Here is an 18172-nt window from a genome sequence, read left to right on the forward strand (position 1 = left end):
TCCCAGCGGTTGCGCCTGCGCGATGCGCGTCCGCCAAAGTAATCCGATCCGCATATTCATTCAACCTCGCGCAACCGGGCTGCCGGAGCGGAGCCCGCCGGTCAGCGGGCCGCCAGCGCGTCCGCCACCTCCATCGCGAGCAGGGACGGGTTGACCGGCTTGGCGATGACGCGGGCGACGCCCAGCCTGGCGAAGGCGGCGGCGGTCAGCTCCGGCGGGACCTTGTCGTCGATGGCCGACAGGATGAGGACGGGCATCTCCGGGCGCAGGGACCGGGCGGCCTTGATCACCTCGAACCCGTCATGGCCGGGCATGATGATGTCGGTCAGGACGAGGTCGAAGCGCTCCACATACAGGATGCCGATGGCTTCCGGGGCGCTGGCGCACAGCGTCAGCTCGTGCCCCTCGCGGTCGAGGATCGCGCGGACCAGGGTGCGCGTGACCGGATCGTCGTCCACCACCAGCAACTTGGCCATGCCGCGTTCCGCCGCCTTCGTACCGGCCGAGGCTGCGGCCGGTCCCTTCTGTTTCGCCAGGATCCAGCTTGTACTGCGAAATTGCCACAATTGCGCGGCGAAATGCCATGCGGTGCGCGGGCCGGACACTGGCGGGGAACCATGCGGGAGACCTGTGAGAAACAGGCCGGCCGCGGCCCGCCGGCCTTGGAATGGGCCGTTCGTTTGGGGTAGTGTCCGCGCGCACCCCACGGATCAACAACGAGCAGACGCAAGACCGATGTTGCTTCCCAACGCCGTCCGCCGAATTGCCGGGGCCGCCCTTGCCGGTTCTGTCTTCTCCGCCGCCCTTCTCGCAGCCGGCCTGAGCGCCGGGTCCGCCGCCGCGGCCGACCCGCGCCATCTCGGCACCTTCAAGGACTGGAACGCCTTCGCGTTCGAGGAGAACGGCCGCAAGGTCTGCTACATCTCCAGCCAGCCCAAGAAGACGGAGCCGGCGAAGGCCAGGCGGGGCGACATCTACGCGCTGGTCACCCACCGCCCGGCGGAAAAGACCTTCGACGTCGTCAGCATCATCGTCGGCTATCCGTTCAGGAAGGGCAGCGACGGCGACGTCTCCATCGACGGCAAGGCATTCACGCTGTTCACCGACGGCGAGACCGCCTGGGCCCGCGACGCCGAATCCGACCGTGCGGTGACCGCCGCGCTGCGCGGCGGCAGGCAGATGGTGGTCAAGGGGGTGTCCGGCCGCGGCACCAGGACCACCGACACCTACAGCCTGGACGGCGTGTCCCAGGCCTATGACGCGATCAACGAGGCCTGCGGCGTGAAGCGCTGAGCGGCGCCCACCGGTTTATGGGGCCGGTCGGCCCCATATCGGCCCCCCGATCGGCATAGCTGCCCGCTGGGTCTTTTTTCACTTGGTCTTTTGACTCCATGCCCGCATGGCCCTATGTAGTGGGGCCATGAGCGCCTCCAATCATGCCTCCGCCTTCGTTCTGCCGGCAACCGCTGCCGACGGACGCAAGAACCTTGTCGGCCTGTCCCGCGAAGAGCTGGAAGCCGAGATGCTGTCGATCGGCCTGGAGAAATTCCGGGCCCGCCAGCTCTGGCACTGGATCTACCATCGCGGATCCACCGATTTCGCCGAGATGACCACGCTGGCCAAGCCGGTGCGGGAGAAGCTGGCTGAGTCGCACGTCGTGGCGCGGCCGACGGTGGTGACGGACCTGAAATCGGCGGACGGCACCCGCAAATGGCTGCTGCGCATGCCGGACGGCCAGGATGTGGAGAGCGTCCACATCCCCGAGGAGGACCGCGGCACGCTCTGCGTCTCCTCGCAGGTCGGCTGCACCCTGACCTGCCGCTTCTGCCACACCGGCACCCAGCTGCTGGTCCGCAACCTGAGCGCGGCGGAGATCGTCGCCCAGGTGATGCTGGCGCGCGACATGCTGGGCGAATGGCCGGCGCCGCCCGACGGGCGCATGCTGTCCAACGTCGTCATGATGGGCATGGGCGAGCCGCTGTTCAACTACGACAACGTCGCCAAGGCGCTGAAGATCGTGATGGACGGCGACGGCATCTCGATCTCCAAGCGGCGGATCACGCTGTCGACCTCCGGCGTCGTGCCGATGATGGAGCGCTGCGGGCAGGAGCTGAACGTCAACCTTGCGGTCAGCCTGCACGCCGTGACCGACGAGCTGCGCAACATCATCATGCCGATCAACCGCAAATACCCGCTGCGGCAGCTGATGGACGCCTGCCGCAATTATCCCGGCCTGTCGAACGCCCGGCGCATCACCTTCGAATATGTGATGCTGAAGGGGGTGAACGACAGCCCGGCCGATGCCCGCGCGCTGGTGAAGCTGCTGGAAGGCGTCCCGGCCAAGATCAACCTGATCCCCTTCAACGAATGGCCGGGCGCCCCCTACGAGCGCTCGACCGCGCGGGCGATCCAGGTCTTCGGCGACATCGTGAACAACGCCGGCTATGCCAGCCCGGTCCGCACCCCGCGCGGCGAGGACATCATGGCGGCCTGCGGCCAGTTGAAGAGCGCCAGCCTGCGCATGACCGCCGCCGAGCGCGCCGCCATCGCCGCCGTCATCGCGGAGAAGGACGCGGCGCTGGTGTCGTGACGAAGGGGCCCGGCGGTCTGCAGGGCATTGCGAGGGAGCGCCGGACCATGGTCGCGGACGGCAGGGCAATGGGAAGCGGACAAGGAGTCCCGGCGCCGGTGCCATGCCGCCTGTGCGGCGCCGACAGCAGGCCTGTGTTCGAAATGCTGTTGATGGGGCGTCACCCGGCCGGCTTCTTCGAATGCACGGGCTGCGGATCGATGCAGACGGAAAAGCCGTATTGGCTGGCCGACGCCTATGCCGACCCGCGTCCGCTGACCGATGTCGGCATCGTCGCCCGCAGCCTCGACCTGTCGATGCGGGTGGACCTGATCCTGTCGATGCTCGGCGTCGGCGCAGGCGCCGTCTGTCTCGACTGGGCCGGCGGCAACGGCCTGTTCGCAAGGATGATGCGGGACCGCGGCTGGAACGTCTTCCTGCACGAGCCCTATACGCCGAACTTCTATGTGCCCTTCCATTCCGCCGAACAGGCGGGGGTGGAGCGGGCGGACGTGGTCACCGCCTTCGAGGTGCTGGAGCATCTGCCCGATCCGGCGCGCGATACCGAGGCGTTGTTCGCCTTCGATCCGGACATCCTGATCGTCACGACCGAACTCTACGGCGGACAGGACCGGAGCTGGTATTATTTCGGCGAGAGCAACGGCCAGCATGTCTTCTTCTACAGCCGCAAAGGATTGGAACTGATCGCGCGCCGGCACGGGCGCGGACTGATAACCGCCGGATCGATGCATTTCCTTCTGCGGTCCAAACCGCGGCGCTGCGCCTACGGAATGGCGGAAATCCACGCGCTGGCCGCATTGCTGGGCGATCCAGACCGGCTGCACGCCAAGGCGATGGAGCGGATGTCGGACCATATGCGCTCTCCCTTCCGCCACGCTCTGCGCGACCATCAGGACATTCTCGCCCGGATGCAGGCGGGCGACGTGCCTGCCTGATCGGCGGATCGGCGGCGCGACCGGATTGCGCCATCCCCGCCGTCTGTGACAGGGTGTCGCCACTTCCGCCAACCAGACACGGCCCCGGCACCGGCATGCCCGCCCCCATCGAGGACATCATCGCCAAGGCGATCAAGGACGCCGACAAGTCCTTCTTCAACGAGGATTACGTCAAGCAGGCGAAATCGGTGACCTCGGCGCTGAAGAAGGCGGGGTACGAGGTGGCGCCGGTCAAGCCGCCGCCCGGGCTGGTCGAATGGGCGAAGGACAACATTCCGTTCGGCCGCCTGCGTCCGGCGGAACTGATTACGCAGATGTACTCGATGATGGTCGAGAACGTGCGCCGCTTCGACAAGTAGCGGAACCGCAAGCGGGGACGTCTCCAACTGGCCGCTTTCGCTGGTAATACCACAGGACTGGAAGGCCGTTTCTTTTCAGCCACTTCCCGCATTGCGCCAAAATCGTCACACCCGCACTTTCGGCGGCCCCCCGCCGTTGACTCGGCTGCTGCGTGAGCGTAATTCATTGCGCCAACCAATAGGACGGAGAACCGTCCCAAAAGGGCACGCACCACCCAGCCGCCGCGGCAATCGTCATGTTGCGCCGCGACCGGCCGCGAACAGAGGACGACGCAATGGCAAACGGCAGCGGTCGGCCGCTCTCCCCGCATCTCCAAGTCTACAAACTCCCGTTGACCGCAGTCATGTCCATCACGCACCGCATCACGGGCGTCGGGCTGGCTGTGGGCACCCTCCTGCTGACCTGGTGGCTGGTCGCCGCCGCCGTCGGCCCCGACGCCTTCGCGCGCGCGCAGGGCTTCATCGGGTCCTTCTTCGGCCTGCTGCTGATGTTCGGCTGGTCCGCGGCCCTGTACTACCACCTGTGCAACGGCATGCGCCATCTGGTGTGGGACGCCGGCAAGTCGTTCGAGCTGCCCGATGCCGAACGCGCCAACCGGATCGTGCTGATCGCGACGGCCGCGCTGACCGTGCTGACCTGGATCGTCGGCCTGGCCGCGTGGTGAGGAGATAGACATGGCGTCCAATAGCAAGACCCTCCGCTCGCCGCTGCAGATCGCGCGCGGCCTGGGTTCCGCCAAGCACGGCACCGAACATTGGTGGCACCAGCGCCTGACCGCGATCGCGCTGGTCCCGCTGACCGTCTGGTTCGTCTTCGGTGTCATCCGTCACCTGGGTGCCGACCACGCCGCGTTCATCGCCTGGATGAAGTCGCCCTTCTCGGCCGTGATGATGATCCTGACCGCCGTGGTCATCTTCCACCACGCCCAGTCCGGGCTCCAGGTGGTCATCGAGGACTACGTGCATGCCGAATGGCAGAAACTGGCGCTGATCGTCGCCGTCAAGTTCCTGTCCTTCGCCCTGGCGGCGGCCTGCGTGCTCGCCGTCGTGAAGATCTTCATCGGAGCCTGACGACCATGGCGACCGCCTACACCATCATCGACCACACCTATGACGTCGTCGTCGTCGGCGCCGGCGGCGCCGGGCTGCGCGCCACCTTCGGCATGGCCGAAAAGGGCCTGAAGACCGCCTGCATCACCAAGGTGTTCCCGACCCGCTCCCACACCGTGGCGGCGCAGGGCGGCATCTCGGCCGCGCTCGGCAACATGGGCGAGGACGACTGGCGCTACCACATGTACGACACCGTCAAGGGGTCGGACTGGCTGGGCGACCAGGACGCCATCGAGTACATGTGCCGCGAGGCCATCCCGGCGATCATCGAGCTGGAGCATTACGGCGTTCCCTTCTCGCGCACGCCGGAAGGCAAGATCTACCAGCGCGCCTTCGGCGGCATGACCGCGCAGTACGGCAAGACCCAGGCCTACCGGACCTGCGCCGCCGCCGACCGCACCGGCCACGCCATCCTGCACACCCTCTACCAGCAGTCGCTGAAGCACGAGGCGGAGTTCTTCGTCGAATACTTCGCGCTCGACCTCATCATGGAGGACGGCGTCTGCAAGGGCGTGCTGGCCTGGAACCTGGACGACGGCACGCTGCACCGTTTCCGCGGCCAATTGGTCGTGCTGGCGACCGGCGGCTACGGCCGCGCCTACTTCTCGGCGACCTCGGCCCACACCTGCACCGGCGACGGCGGCGGGATGGTGCTGCGCGCCGGCCTGCCGCTGCAGGACATGGAGTTCGTGCAGTTCCACCCGACCGGCATCTACGGCTCCGGCTGCCTCATCACCGAGGGCGTGCGCGGCGAGGGCGGCTACCTGACCAACTCCAACGGCGAGCGCTTCATGGAGCGCTACGCCCCGTCGGCCAAGGATCTGGCGAGCCGCGACGTCGTGTCCCGCTCGATGACCATCGAGATCCGCGAGGGCCGCGGCGTGGGTGAGCACAAGGACCACATCCACCTGCACCTGGAGCATCTGCCGCCGGAGATCATCCACCAGCGCCTGCCCGGCATCGCCGAGACGGCCAAGATCTTCGCCAACGTGGACGTCACCAAGGAGCCGATCCCGGTCCTGCCGACCGTCCACTACAACATGGGCGGCATCCCGACCAACTTCCGCTGCGAGGTGGTGTCGCCGACGGCCGAGAACCCCGATCAGGTCGTCCCCGGCCTGATGGCGATCGGCGAGGCGGCCTGCGTGTCGGTCCACGGCGCCAACCGCCTGGGCTCCAACTCGCTGCTCGACCTCGTGGTGTTCGGCCGCTCGGCCGCCATCCGCGCCGCCGAGATCGTCGAGCCGGGCAAGGCCCCGTCGGTCAAGGACAGCAGCACCGACAAGGCGCTGGAGCGCTTCGACCGCATCCGCAACGCCAAGGGCTCGATCAAGTCGGCCGACCTCAGGCTGGAGATGCAGCGGACGATGCAGAACAACTGCGCCGTCTTCCGCACCGGCGAGGTCCTGGACGAGGGCGTGAAGAAGATCGACGCCGTCTATGCCAAGAAGGACGAGATGGCGATCTCCGACCGCTCGCTGGTCTGGAACTCCGATCTGGTCGAGGCGCTGGAGCTGGACAACCTGCTGGGCCAGGCCGTCGCCACCCTTCATTCGGCCCAGAACCGTCCGGAGAGCCGCGGCGCCCACGCCCGCGAGGATTATCCGAACCGCGACGACGAGGGCTGGATGAAGCACACCGTCATCTGGGTCGGCGACGACGGCGCGACGAAGATCGATTACCGCCCGGTCCACATGTACACCCTGACCGACGAGGTCGACGTCTTCCCGCCGAAGGCCCGCGTCTACTAAGGCCCGCCGGATAAAGGATAACAGCCATGGTTGAATTCAACCTGCCAGCCAACTCCAAGGTCGGCGTCGGCAAGACCGTCAACGTCGCCAGCGGCGCCAAGCGGGCCAAGACCTTCAAGATCTACCGCTGGAACCCGGACGACGGCCAGAACCCGCATGTCGACACCTATGTCGTCGACCTGGACAAGTTCGGGCCGATGATCCTGGATGCGATCATCTACATCAAGAACCAGGTCGACAGCACGCTGACCTTCCGGCGCTCCTGCCGCGAGGGCATCTGCGGCTCGTGCGCGATGAACATCGACGGCACGAACACGCTGGCCTGCCTGAAGGCGATCGAGGACGTGCCGGGCGACGTCAAGATCTACCCGCTGCCGCACATGCCGGTGGTGAAGGATCTGGTCCCCGACCTGAACCACGTCTATGCCCAGCTCGCCTCGATCAAGCCGTGGCTGCAGTCGCAGTCGCCGGCCCCGAGCCGCGAGCGGCTGCAGTCGCCGGAGGACCGCGCCAAGCTGGACGGCCTCTACGAGTGCATCCTGTGCTTCTGCTGCTCGACCTCCTGCCCCAGCTACTGGTGGAACGGCGACCGTTACCTCGGCCCGTCGATCCTGCTCCAGGCCTATCGCTGGATCGTCGACAGCCGCGACGAGATGACGGGCGAGCGCCTCGACAACCTCGAGGATCCGTTCCGTCTCTACCGCTGCCACACCATCATGAACTGCACCAAGGCGTGCCCGAAGGGCCTGAACCCGGCCAAGGCCATCGCCGAGATCAAGAAGCTGATGGTCGTGCGCCGCTGATCGCGGACAGGACACTTGCATCGCAAAGGGCGCTCCCGACGGGGGCGCCCTTCTTCTTTGCGGCCCGTTTCCAGGCTGGCGCAAGCCCCGGCGGCTCCTCTACACTCACGGTCCCATCATCGGACCGACGCCCATGCCCCGCAGCGACTTCTATCCGCCCATCGACCCGTTCCAGACCGGCAGGCTCGCCGTCGACGGGATTCATACGGTCTATTGGGAGCAGGCGGGCAACCCGCGCGGCGTGCCGGTGATGTTCCTGCATGGCGGGCCGGGCGCCGGCGCCTCGCCCACCCACCGGCGCTTCTTCGATCCGTCCCATTACCGCATCATCGTGATGGACCAGCGCGGCGCCGGCCGCTCAACGCCGCTCGGCGAGACCCGCGCCAACACCACCGAAACGCTGGTCGAGGACATCGAGGCGCTGCGCACCCATCTGGGGATCGAGCGCTGGCACCTGTTCGGCGGCTCCTGGGGCTCGACCCTGGCGCTGGCCTATGCGCAGACCCATCCGGAGCGCTGCCTCGGCCTGATCCTGCGCGGCATCTTCCTGATGCGGAAGAGCGAGATCGACTGGTTCCTCTATTCCATGCGCGTCCTGTTCCCGGAAGCCTGGGCGGCCTTCGCCGGCCACATCCCGGAGGCCGAGCGCGGCGACCTGCTGGAGGCCTACTGGAAGCGGCTCGACTCCTCCGATCCGGCGGTGCGCATGGCCGCGGCGCGGGTGTGGAGCGTCTATGAGGGCAGCTGCTCGGCCCTGCTGCCGTCGCCGGACCTGATCGCCGCCAGCGGCGAGGACCGCCACGCCCTGGGGCTGGCGCGGATCGAGGCGCATTACTTCCGCTCCAACCGCTTCACGCCCGAGGACAAGCTGCTGCGCGACGTGCAGCGCATCCGCCACCTGCCGGCGGTGATCGTCCAGGGCCGCTACGACGTCGTCTGCCCGGTGATCTCCGCCGACGAGCTGCACCGCGCCTGGCCGGAAGCCGACTACCGCATCATCCCCGACGCCGGCCATTCCGCCATGGAGCCCGGCATCCGCGCCGCACTGATCCAGGCGACCGAGCGCTTCAAGGAATACCGGTGAGATCCTCCCTCTCCCGTCCCGGGAGAGGGAAGGGGCCCATGCGAAGCATGGGAAGGGTGAGGGGCAGTGCAAGAATCCGGAAGCGCATGGTTTCTTGGACTCCCCCTCACCCTCCCCCCGCCTTGCGGCGCGGGTCCCCTCCCTCTCCCGGGGCGGGAGAGGGCTGTGACACTCGCCCTTGTACCCGTCCCCCACCCACCCCACACTCTGCCGATGCCTGAGCTTCCCGAGGTCGAGACGGTGTGCCGGGGCCTCGCCCCGCATCTCGAAGGCCGGCGGCTGGTCCATGTGGAGCAGCGCCGGCCGAACCTGCGCACCCCCTTCCCGCCGCGCTTCTGCGAGCGGCTGACCGGGCGCCTCGTGCGCTCGGTGCGGCGCCGCGCCAAATACATCCTGATGGAGATGGACGACGGCACCGTGCTGATCGCCCATCTCGGCATGTCGGGCCGGATGATCATCGCGCCGGAACGGCCCGAAGCCTTCGGCAAGCATGATCATGTAGTGTTCGAGACCGACGCCGGCACCATCGTCACCTTCAACGACGCGCGGCGCTTCGGCCTGATGGACCTGACGGTGGTCGACGCGCTGGACGACCACCCGATGCTGCGCAGCCTGGGGCCGGAGCCGCTGGGCAACGAATTCTCCGGCCCCGAACTCGCCCGCCGGCTGGCCGGCAAGGCGACGCCGGTCAAGGCGGCGCTGCTCGACCAGAGCGTCGTCGCCGGGCTGGGCAACATCTATGTGGCGGAGGCGCTGTTCCAGGCCGGCATCCTGCCGACCCGCAGCGCCGCCAGCCTGACCGCCGCCGAGGCCGACCGGCTCGCCGTCGCGGTGCGCGAGGTGCTGGAACGCGCCATCGCCGCCGGCGGCTCCTCGCTGCGCGACTACCGGCAGGCGTCGGGGGAGCTGGGCTATTTCCAGCACCAGTTCGCCGTCTACGACCGCGAGGGCGAGGGCTGCCCCGGCTGCGACTGCGACCGCGCCCGGACCGGAGGCGTTCAGCGGATTGTACAGTCGGGCCGCTCGACTTTCTTTTGTGCGGCGCGCCAACGGTGATATAGCTGGGGGCATGACGGCTCTACCGGCCATGCTCCGGGCGGCGTCCGCCGCTTTCCTCCTTGCCGGCCCCGCGGTCGCGGGCCTGGGGAGCTTCCTCGTTCCCATTTCCCTGGCCGAGGCCGCCGAGGCCGCACCCGCCGGGTCCGGGCCTTTCGTCCCCGGATTCGCCGACGTGCCGGTGATGCCGGGGCTGGCTGCGGCCGAATCGGAACCGCTGGTCTTCGACAAGCCGGGCGGGCGGATCGTCCAGGCGGTGCTGTCGGGGGCGGTGCCGCGTCAGGCGGTGCTGGCCTTCTACGACCAGACCCTGCCGCAGCTGGGCTGGCGCCGCACCGCCGACCGCGTCTTCGTCCGCGACGGCGAGGAACTGCGGCTGGAATTCCCGCGGGCGGCCCAAACCACCCAAGCCACCACCGCCAAGCCGGCTTCCGGCATGGCCGTCCGCTTCACTTTGACACCGCGCTGACGGCGGGACCACCCGCCATACTCGCGAGGCTCCTTCGCCGGACACCCATCCATCGGACAACCACGAGTCCCGGACGCAACCGGGCTCGCCCCATCGGGAGAGTGCTGCAACCATGTCGTATGAAACCATCCTCGTCGAGACCCGCGGCCCGGTCGGCCTGATCACGCTGAACCGTCCGAAGGCGCTGAACGCGCTGTGCGACCAGCTGGTGACCGAGCTGGGCGCGGCGCTCGACGCCTTCGAGGCCGATGCCGCCATCGGCGCCATCGTCGTCACCGGGTCGGAGCGCGCCTTTGCCGCCGGTGCCGACATCAAGGAGATGGCCGGCTTCTCCTACATGGACGTCTACAACGGCAACTTCATCACCGCGAAGTGGGAGCGGCTGGCCAAGTGCCGCAAGCCGACCATCGCCGCGGTGGCTGGCTTCGCGCTGGGCGGCGGCTGCGAGCTGGCGATGATGGCCGACTTCATCCTGGCCGCCGACACCGCCAAGTTCGGCCAGCCCGAGGTCACCATCGGCACGATCCCCGGCGCCGGCGGCACCCAGCGCCTGACCCGCTTCGTCGGCAAGTCGAAGGCGATGGAGATGGTGCTGACCGGCCGCATGATCGACGCCGCCGAGGCCGAGCGTTCGGGCCTCGTCAGCCGCGTCGTCCCGGCCGCCGAGCTGGTCGAGGAGGCGGTGAAGGTCGCCACCAAGATCGCCTCGCTGTCGCAGCCGGTGATCGCCATGGCCAAGGAGGCGGTCAACGCCGCCTACGAGACCACGCTGGCCGAGGGCGTCCGCTTCGAGCGCCGCCTGTTCCATTCGACCTTCGCCACCGAAGACCAGAAGGAAGGCATGGCCGCCTTCGCCGAGAAGCGTCAGGCCGCCTGGAAGAATCGCTGAGTCGTCGGACCCCGCCGTCCCTGCCGTCCCCCGCATCTTGCGGGGGACGGACCAGATCCCATCAAGATGTCGTCACCGTACGATTAGTCGAAATCATCGGGCGTCCACGCCTTGACTCGTGGTTCGCTGCCGCGTATAAGGCGCGCTCGCATCACGACAGCCGTGTCGTTCGGAGTAGGGTTTCTCATGGCCAATCATAAGTCCGCTGAAAAGCGCATTCGTCAGACCGAGCGTCGCACGGAAGTCAACCGTGCCCGCGTCAGCCGCATCCGGTCCTTCATCAAGAAGGTCGAGGGCGCGATCTCGAGCGGCGACAAGTCCGCCGCCGCCGAGGCCTTCAAGTCCGCTCAGCCGGAACTGATGCGCGGCGTGTCCAAGGGTGTGCTGCACAAGAACACCGTGTCGCGCAAGCTGTCGCGTCTGTCGGCTGCCATCAAGGCTCTCTGATAGAGTCTTCATCTGCCGGTTTCAAAAAGCCGCGCCCGTGACTCGGGGCGCGGCTTTTTGCGTTTAAAGTAAATATGTGGATGCTCGACAATTGTCTTAGATTGTTCTCAGGCTTTCTTATGAGATTCGGGATCGGTCTTATGGTTGGTACGAGTGTTTTTATCTTTTTGGCCCGTTCGCCATCTGTCCCATTGCCAGATTTCGGACGGATCGTTAGACTTTTGCTCCATTCGGCCGTACGAATAAGGGTGATGCAACACTCTGTGTCCGGCTGAACACAGCAGTGAATTACTGAAGGTCTTACGCCGGATCAGGGCTTGTTGAGTCCCGGTCGATCGCACGATCTTCTTTTACTTACAAGCTGTCGCGTCTGGGCAGGGATTTATGATCCCGCCGCCTGATGCGCGTGCTTTTCAGATATGGTGTTCCGTTGGGGGCGTTCCTGTCCGGGCTGATCCGGATAGGATCGGACGGGCGGCCAGGACATCCTGTGCCGGACGGACAGCCCCCTTGCGGCCGCTTTGCGGTGCGCGGCGGTTCCGGTCGCGGGAGGATCCCGCGCCGTCCCGGCAGGGGATCCGGCCGGGGGGTAGGAGCGGGAGTAAGGGAGCATGTCGGTCGGCGTGTCGTTGGATCAGCAGTGGGCGCGCATTCGCGGACGCCTGAAGGAAGAGGTGGGCGAGATCGCCTTCCGGAGCTGGCTTCAGCCGCTGTCCGTCGCCAGCCTTGTCGGCGGCGAGGTGTGCATCGTCGTGCCCACGCGCTTCATGCGCGACTGGGTGCTGACCCATTATGCCGACCGCATCCGCGCGCTGTGGTCCGGCGAGAATCCGGAGGTTCAGTCGATCGACGTCATCGTCGCGTCGACCAACCCGCCGCCGGCGCTGGTCGCCGACAATGACGACCGCGACGACGACCGCGATCCGCCGCAACCCCGGTCCTTCGAGTCCCGCTCCCCCGACTCCCGGTCCTTCGAGTCCCGCTCGTCGGACTCGCGCTTCCCCGACCCCCGCTCTTCCGATCAGCGCTCCTCCGACTCCCGGCAGGCGCCGTCGCGCCAGCCCTCGGACTCCGGCGGCGGCTTCTACGGCAACGGGGCCCAGGCGCACTCGTCGGCGCCCTCCACCGTCTATACCTCGGCCTCCTATGGCGGGGCGTCGGACGAGTCGCCGAACGCGCTTCCGGCAATCCTGGAGGACCGCTCCGACCTGTCGGCCGCGCTCGACCCGCGCTTCACCTTCGAGAATTTCGTCGTCGGCAAGCCGAACGAGCTGGCCCACGCCGCGGCACGCCGCGTCGCCGACGCGACCGCCGTGACCTTCAACCCGCTGTTCCTCTATGGCGGCGTCGGGCTGGGCAAGACCCACCTGATGCATGCGCTGGCCTGGCAGATCCGCAAGAACGACCCGAACCGCAAGGTGCTCTACCTGTCGGCCGAGAAGTTCATGTACCAGTTCATCCGGGCGCTGCGCTTCAAGGACACGATGGCCTTCAAGCAGCAGTTCCGCTCGGTCGACGTGCTGATGATCGACGACGTGCAGTTCATCAGCGGCAAGGACTCGACGCAGGAGGAGTTCTTCCACACCTTCAACGCGCTGGTCGACCAGAACCGGCAGGTCATCATCTCCGCCGACAAGAGCCCATCCGACCTGGAAGGGATGGAGGAGCGGCTGCGCTCGCGGCTCGGCTGGGGGCTGGTCGCCGACATCCACCCGACCACCTACGAGCTGCGGCTCGGCATCCTCCAGGCCAAGGCCGACGCGCTCCAGGCGACCATCCCGCTGAAGGTGCTGGAGTTCCTCGCCCACAAGATCACGTCGAACGTGCGCGAGCTGGAAGGGGCGCTGAACCGCATCGTCGCCCATGCCGAGCTGGTCGGCCGCTCGATCTCGCTGGAGACGACTCAGGAGGTGCTGCACGACCTGCTGCGCGCCAACGACCGCCGCGTCACCATCGACGAGATCCAGAAGCGCGTCGCCGAGCATTACAACATCCGCGTCGCCGACATGCATTCCGCCCGCCGCGCCCGCGCGGTGGCCCGCCCGCGCCAGATCGCCATGTATCTGGCCAAGCAGCTGACCGCCCGCTCGCTGCCGGAGATCGGCCGCAAGTTCGGCGGCCGCGACCACACCACGGTCATGCACGCCGTCAAGAAGGTCGACGAGCTGCGCGCCACCGACCCCTCCTTCGCCGAGGATGTCGAGCTGCTGCGGCGGATGCTGGAAAGCTGACCCGCCGCCCCGGTCCCCCTCCCCCGTTTCCAGCGCCCTGGCTCATGTGACGGCTCTATGAAGTTTGGCCTGTGTGCCGCTTCGGCCGTGGACGGACCGCTTTCGCCTCAGGCACACTTCGCGCCTTGAGCGGGACTGCGAGCGGGGCCGCATGCCGGCCGCCGCCGCGCCTGCCCGCCTGAACGCCATCAGCCTGAACGCCATCCAAGAGCCAGGGAGACCGGACATCATGTCCAAGACCGATCACGCCAGGACCGAGTCGCAGCGCTCAAGCGCCGAGACCCAGCGCGCCGCCAGGAGCTTCAGCCGCCGCCTGCTGCTGCAGAGCGCCGCTGCCGCGGCCGGCGTCGCCTCGGTCGGTCCCTTCATCCTGCGCGAGGGCCGCGCCGCGTCGGGTTCGGTCAAGATCTTCTCCTGGGCCGGCTACATCAGCCCGGACATGCTGGCCGATTTCGAGAAGAAGACCGGCGTCAAGGCGACCCTGACCGAATACGGCACCAACGACGAGCTGCTGAACCAGCTGAAGGCGACCGGCGGCGCCGGCTTCGACATCATCCATCCCACCGTCGACCGCGTGCCGAACTATGTCGAGTTCGAGCTGGTGCAGCCGATCGACGAATCGAAGGTCAAGTGGGACGGCTGCCTGAAATCCGCGGTCGAGGGCTCTGCCGGGATGGGCGGCGTCGTCGGGGGCAAGCGCTATTTCGCCCCGGCCGACTGGGGGACCGAGGCGCTGGCCTACGACATGAAGAAGGCGCCGCTCGCCTACGGCACCGCCGGCTACGGCGATCTGTGGGCGCCGGCCAATGCCGGCAAGGTGACGGTGCGCGGCCATTCCTCGCTGATCGGCATCGCGCTGTGGCTGGAAAGCCAGGGCAAGCTGCCGCACCCCGTCCGCGACCAGTTCAAGGACGAGGCCAAGGCGCGGGCCAACTTCGACGCCATCCTGAAGGTGGCGGCGGCCAACAAGAAGTCGGTCGCCCAGTTCTGGACCAACGAGAACGAGGCCCAGGGCGCCTTCCGCGCCAACGGCTGCGTCATCGGCCAGACCTGGGACTCGACCGCGGTGGCGCTGCGCAAGGAAGGGCTGCCGGTCCGCTTCGTCGCGCCCAAGGAAGGCGCGCTCGCCTGGATGGAAGGCTTCGCCATCCCGAAGAAGGCCGAGAACCTGGAGAACGCCTACGCCTGGATCAACTGGTTCTACACGCCGCAGGCCGGCGCGCTGTACACCAACCATTCCGGCATCTCCAGCACCGCGGTCGGCGCCGAGGCCCATCTGACCGACCTGAACAAGCAGTTCTTCGCCGAGGCCTATCCGGGCGACGCGCTGCAGAAGCTGTGGTGGTGGCCGATCCAGGAGGCGTGGTACGTCTCCATCCGCAACGAGTACCAGGACCGCTTCCTGGCGGCGTAACCTGAGGCTCCCTCTCCCGCCATGCGAAAGATCCCCTCTCCCCCCCGGGGAGAGGGAGAAGATATCCGCAGACGACAAGGACCCATGAGCCAAGACGTCCAACTCGACCATGTCACCATGCGCTTCGGCGACACGGTCGCCGTGCGTGACGTGTCGCTGACCATCCGGGCCGGGGAGTTCTTCAGCTTCCTCGGGCCGTCGGGCTGCGGCAAGACCACCATCCTGCGCATGGTCTCCGGCTTCATGGAGCCGACCTCGGGCACGGTCCGCATCGGCGGCGCCGACATGCGCGGGATCGGCCCGAACAGGCGGCCGACCGCGCTGATCTTCCAGAACCTCGCCCTGTTCCCGCTGATGACGGTGGCGGACAACATCGGCTTCGGGCTGGAGGTGCGCGGCGTGCCGTCGGCCGACCGCAAACGCCGCGTCGCCGAGCTGCTGGAGCTGGTGGCGCTGCCCGACGCGGCGGACAAGCGGGTGACCGACCTGTCCGGCGGCCAGCGCCAGCGCATCGCCATCGCCCGCGCGCTTGCGGTGGAGCCGGCGGTGCTGCTGCTGGACGAGCCGCTGTCGGCGCTCGACCTCAAGCTGCGCCAGCACATGCGGGCCGAGCTGCGCGAGTTGCAGAAGCGCACCGGCGTCACCTTCATCTACATCACCCACGACCAGGGCGAGGCGCTGACCATGTCCGACCGGATCGGCGTGATGTCGCGCGGCGTGCTGGAACAGGTCGGCGACGGCAAGACCATCTACGACCATCCGGAAACCGCCTTCGTCGCGTCCTTCGTCGGCGAATCGAACCGCTTCGCCGGCCCGGTGGCGGAGGCGGCGGAGGGCTGGGCGGTGGTCGACACCGAATTCGGCCGCCTGCGCGGGCGCAACCCGCGCGGGCTGGCGGCGGGCGACCGCGCCACCCTGTTCGTCCGGCCCGAACGGCTGGCCCCGGACCGTCCGGGGGCGGGCGGCAGCGACAACAGCCTGAACGCCCGCGTCAGCCACAGCGACTTCGAGGGCGCCTTCGTCAACGCCTTCCTCGATGGCGGGCTGACGGTGCAGATGCCGCATCTGGGCCAGGAGCCGGCCTTCGTCCCCGGCGAGACCGTCACCCTCGGTTTCCGCGCCGCCGACGCGGTCGCCCTGCCGGCCGGCTGACCCCTCTCCCGCCTTCCCTCCCCGCCTCCCGCGCAAACGAAAACGCCCCGGCCGACCGGCCGGGGCGTTTCGCGTTTCAGGGCGGAGGAGACGGTCAGTTCGCCTGCTGGATCGCCGACAGCTGCCACTGGCCGCCGCGCGGGCGGACGAAGGTCCACAGCTCGGTCGCCTCGACCGGCTGGGTCGGGTTGCCGTCGACCACCCGGCCGCCGGTGCGCTCGACCGTGCTGTCGATCAGCGAGAAGCGGATGGCGACGGTGGCGTATTCCTGCACCCCTTCGCGCCAGCCCTCGGCGAGGTCGCCCTGGAGCAGGCGGACGTCGCTGATCTTGTTGACCACGCCGCGGTTGCGGTTCTCGGTCAGGTCGTCGGTGAAGTAGGACAGCATCTCCGGCGTCGTGGCGGCGCGCAGCGCATCGACATCCTCACGCCCGTAGGCGGTCTGGACGGTGACGAGCAGCCGCTCGAACGCCTCGAAGTCGGCCGGCTGGATGCCGATCTCGTCCGACGCCTGACGGCGCTGGGCCGGACCGGCCGGACCGCTGCCCATACCACCGCCCAGCGGGCCGTTGCCCATCGGGTTGTGACGAACGTCGGCCGCATCGCGGTTCAGCGGGCCGCCGGCATAGGCCGGCTGGCCTCCACCGAGCGGGTTGCCGCCCAGCGGGCCGCCGCCGAGCGGGCTGCCGGTGCGCGCGGCGTTCGCCGTCTGCGAGCGGTTGCGGAAGAAGCGCATCGCCAGCCGGACCAGGAAGACGACCAGCAGGATCTGGAGGATGAAGCCCAGGATGCCGGCGAAGCTGCCCAGCCCCTCGAAGAAGCCGCCGCCGAACAGCATCGCGCCGATGCCGGCGCCGATCAGGCCGCCCATCACGCCGCCCATGAAGCCGCCGCCGAAGAAGCCGCGCGACGGAGCCGCCGCCGGAGCATTGGCCGCGGCGCCGGGGCGCTGCATGCCGGGCGCCGCCGCCGGGGCGGCGGAGCGCTCCATCGGCGACACCGCGTTGGGGGCGGTGCTGGTGGCGGCCGGAGCCTCGGTGGTGCGGCTGCCGCGGCTGCCGGCCGAGCTGCTCTTGCCGGCGCGGGCGTCGGCGGTGCCGGCGGCCAGCGCCATCACCAGCGCAACCGCCACGGCGGTCGCCGCCCGGGCGCCACGCCTGGCGCCTTGTTCGGAAGTGGCGGAAAGGCTCGAAGGTCGGGTCTTCTCGCTCATGATCGTGCTCGCTCGTCGCATCTGGTCGGTTATCCAGCCTTCCCAGATGGGGGCGGTCCCGCCTCCGTTTAAGAGGCGGTCTCACTTTTTTCGAGCGATTATCCGCATCACGGCCTAATCGGTCTCACTTTGCATCATCCCGTCCCCTTGCAGCGCGTCGATCGCCCGGCGGTCGCGCTTGGTCGGACGGCCGGCGCCCGGCTGCTGGAACGGCGCGCGGTAGGGATCCTGCAGGCGCTCCTCCGCCACCGGCGGGGCGAGGTCCTCGTACAGCGCCTGGGCTTCCGGCGCCGGCCCGCGCCGGCTGCCCAGCGCCACCACCTTGATGACGCGGATGTGCCGCCCCTGGGCGAAGGTCAGCACGTCGCCGGGCTTCACCGCCGCATGGGCCTTGGTCACCGGCGCGCCCGACAGCCGCAGGCCGCCGCCGTTGCACAGCTTGGCCGCGAGGCTGCGCGTCTTGAAGAACCGCGCGTACCACAGCCACTTGTCGATCCGCAGCCGGCCGGGGGTGTCGTCGTCGCTGTCGGTGTCGGTTTTGCTGCCGGTATTGCTCATGGGCGTTTCCGTCCGTTGCTTCCGTTCATGATTTGCAGGGTCGTCATGCCCCCTCCCTACCCCTCCCCCACCTGCGCTGGGAGAGGGAACTGCCGCCACTCCGGCACTTGC

Annotated in this window: 19 protein-coding genes; 16 read left to right on the forward strand and 3 right to left on the reverse strand. The window is 68.2% G+C overall.

Features of this window, described 5'->3' with window-relative positions; all coding sequences use genetic code 11:
- Positions 1–101 precede the first annotated feature (101 nt).
- Positions 102–476: a response regulator gene (locus tag AL072_RS03855; RefSeq protein ID WP_045581439.1), complete on the reverse strand. Its 375-nt coding sequence runs from the start codon at positions 474–476 to the stop codon at positions 102–104.
- Between the two features lie 259 nt (positions 477–735).
- Here AL072_RS03855 and AL072_RS03860 point away from each other — a divergent pair, with 259 nt between their 5' ends.
- From AL072_RS03860 to AL072_RS03935, 16 genes are all read left to right on the forward strand, one after another.
- Positions 736–1293, forward strand: coding sequence for an invasion associated locus B family protein (locus AL072_RS03860; RefSeq protein WP_052709947.1), 558 nt, complete (start codon positions 736–738; stop codon positions 1291–1293).
- A gap of 127 nt (positions 1294–1420) precedes the next feature.
- On the forward strand, positions 1421–2590 hold the full coding sequence (rlmN, locus tag AL072_RS03865; protein ID WP_045581438.1) for a dual-specificity RNA methyltransferase RlmN: 1170 nt from the start codon (positions 1421–1423) through the stop codon (positions 2588–2590).
- A 152-nt stretch (positions 2591–2742) separates the two neighbouring features.
- A complete protein-coding gene (locus AL072_RS03870) occupies positions 2743–3525 on the forward strand; it encodes a class I SAM-dependent methyltransferase (protein WP_158511040.1) in 783 nt (260 codons plus the stop codon).
- Positions 3526–3620: 95 nt separating this feature from the next.
- Positions 3621–3884, forward strand: coding sequence for a hypothetical protein (locus AL072_RS03875; protein WP_045581436.1), 264 nt, complete (start codon positions 3621–3623; stop codon positions 3882–3884).
- 275 nt (positions 3885–4159) lie between these two features.
- Positions 4160–4549 (forward strand): succinate dehydrogenase, cytochrome b556 subunit, encoded by a 390-nt coding sequence (gene sdhC, locus AL072_RS03880; protein ID WP_045581435.1) that lies wholly within the window; start codon positions 4160–4162, stop codon positions 4547–4549.
- Positions 4550–4559: 10 nt separating this feature from the next.
- Positions 4560–4955 carry a succinate dehydrogenase, hydrophobic membrane anchor protein gene (gene sdhD, locus AL072_RS03885; protein ID WP_045581434.1) on the forward strand — a complete coding sequence of 132 codons (396 nt, stop codon included), beginning with the start codon at positions 4560–4562 and terminating at the stop codon, positions 4953–4955.
- A gap of 5 nt (positions 4956–4960) precedes the next feature.
- Complete coding sequence (gene sdhA, locus AL072_RS03890) at positions 4961–6745, forward strand: succinate dehydrogenase flavoprotein subunit (RefSeq protein WP_045581433.1); 1785 nt, start codon at positions 4961–4963, stop codon at positions 6743–6745.
- A gap of 26 nt (positions 6746–6771) precedes the next feature.
- Positions 6772–7548: a succinate dehydrogenase iron-sulfur subunit gene (locus tag AL072_RS03895; RefSeq protein ID WP_045581432.1), complete on the forward strand. Its 777-nt coding sequence runs from the start codon at positions 6772–6774 to the stop codon at positions 7546–7548.
- Positions 7549–7681: 133 nt separating this feature from the next.
- A complete protein-coding gene (gene pip, locus AL072_RS03900) occupies positions 7682–8632 on the forward strand; it encodes a prolyl aminopeptidase (protein WP_045581431.1) in 951 nt (316 codons plus the stop codon).
- Positions 8633–8845: 213 nt separating this feature from the next.
- Complete coding sequence (mutM, locus tag AL072_RS03905; protein ID WP_045581430.1) at positions 8846–9688, forward strand: bifunctional DNA-formamidopyrimidine glycosylase/DNA-(apurinic or apyrimidinic site) lyase; 843 nt, start codon at positions 8846–8848, stop codon at positions 9686–9688.
- A 13-nt stretch (positions 9689–9701) separates the two neighbouring features.
- Entirely contained in the window at positions 9702–10157 is a 456-nt protein-coding gene (locus AL072_RS03910) for a hypothetical protein (RefSeq protein WP_052709946.1), read from the forward strand.
- Between the two features lie 112 nt (positions 10158–10269).
- On the forward strand, positions 10270–11046 hold the full coding sequence (locus AL072_RS03915; RefSeq protein WP_045581429.1) for an enoyl-CoA hydratase: 777 nt from the start codon (positions 10270–10272) through the stop codon (positions 11044–11046).
- A 186-nt stretch (positions 11047–11232) separates the two neighbouring features.
- Complete coding sequence (rpsT, locus tag AL072_RS03920; protein WP_045581428.1) at positions 11233–11493, forward strand: 30S ribosomal protein S20; 261 nt, start codon at positions 11233–11235, stop codon at positions 11491–11493.
- A gap of 611 nt (positions 11494–12104) precedes the next feature.
- On the forward strand, positions 12105–13724 hold the full coding sequence (gene dnaA, locus AL072_RS03925) for a chromosomal replication initiator protein DnaA (RefSeq protein WP_045581427.1): 1620 nt from the start codon (positions 12105–12107) through the stop codon (positions 13722–13724).
- 229 nt (positions 13725–13953) lie between these two features.
- Positions 13954–15138 carry an extracellular solute-binding protein gene (locus AL072_RS03930; RefSeq protein WP_200909776.1) on the forward strand — a complete coding sequence of 395 codons (1185 nt, stop codon included), beginning with the start codon at positions 13954–13956 and terminating at the stop codon, positions 15136–15138.
- An 84-nt stretch (positions 15139–15222) separates the two neighbouring features.
- A complete protein-coding gene (locus AL072_RS03935) occupies positions 15223–16290 on the forward strand; it encodes an ABC transporter ATP-binding protein (protein ID WP_045581426.1) in 1068 nt (355 codons plus the stop codon).
- A 94-nt stretch (positions 16291–16384) separates the two neighbouring features.
- Here the strand turns inward: AL072_RS03935 and AL072_RS03940 are convergent, their stop codons facing one another.
- Together AL072_RS03940 and AL072_RS03945 are read right to left on the reverse strand one after the other, a co-directional pair.
- Positions 16385–17503 carry a Tim44 domain-containing protein gene (locus AL072_RS03940; protein ID WP_045581425.1) on the reverse strand — a complete coding sequence of 373 codons (1119 nt, stop codon included), beginning with the start codon at positions 17501–17503 and terminating at the stop codon, positions 16385–16387.
- 114 nt (positions 17504–17617) lie between these two features.
- Positions 17618–18061 (reverse strand): RNA-binding S4 domain-containing protein, encoded by a 444-nt coding sequence (locus tag AL072_RS03945; RefSeq protein ID WP_045581424.1) that lies wholly within the window; start codon positions 18059–18061, stop codon positions 17618–17620.
- Positions 18062–18172: the final 111 nt, after the last annotated feature.

This window comes from Azospirillum thiophilum (genome assembly GCF_001305595.1).
Classification (GTDB): domain Bacteria; phylum Pseudomonadota; class Alphaproteobacteria; order Azospirillales; family Azospirillaceae; genus Azospirillum; species Azospirillum thiophilum.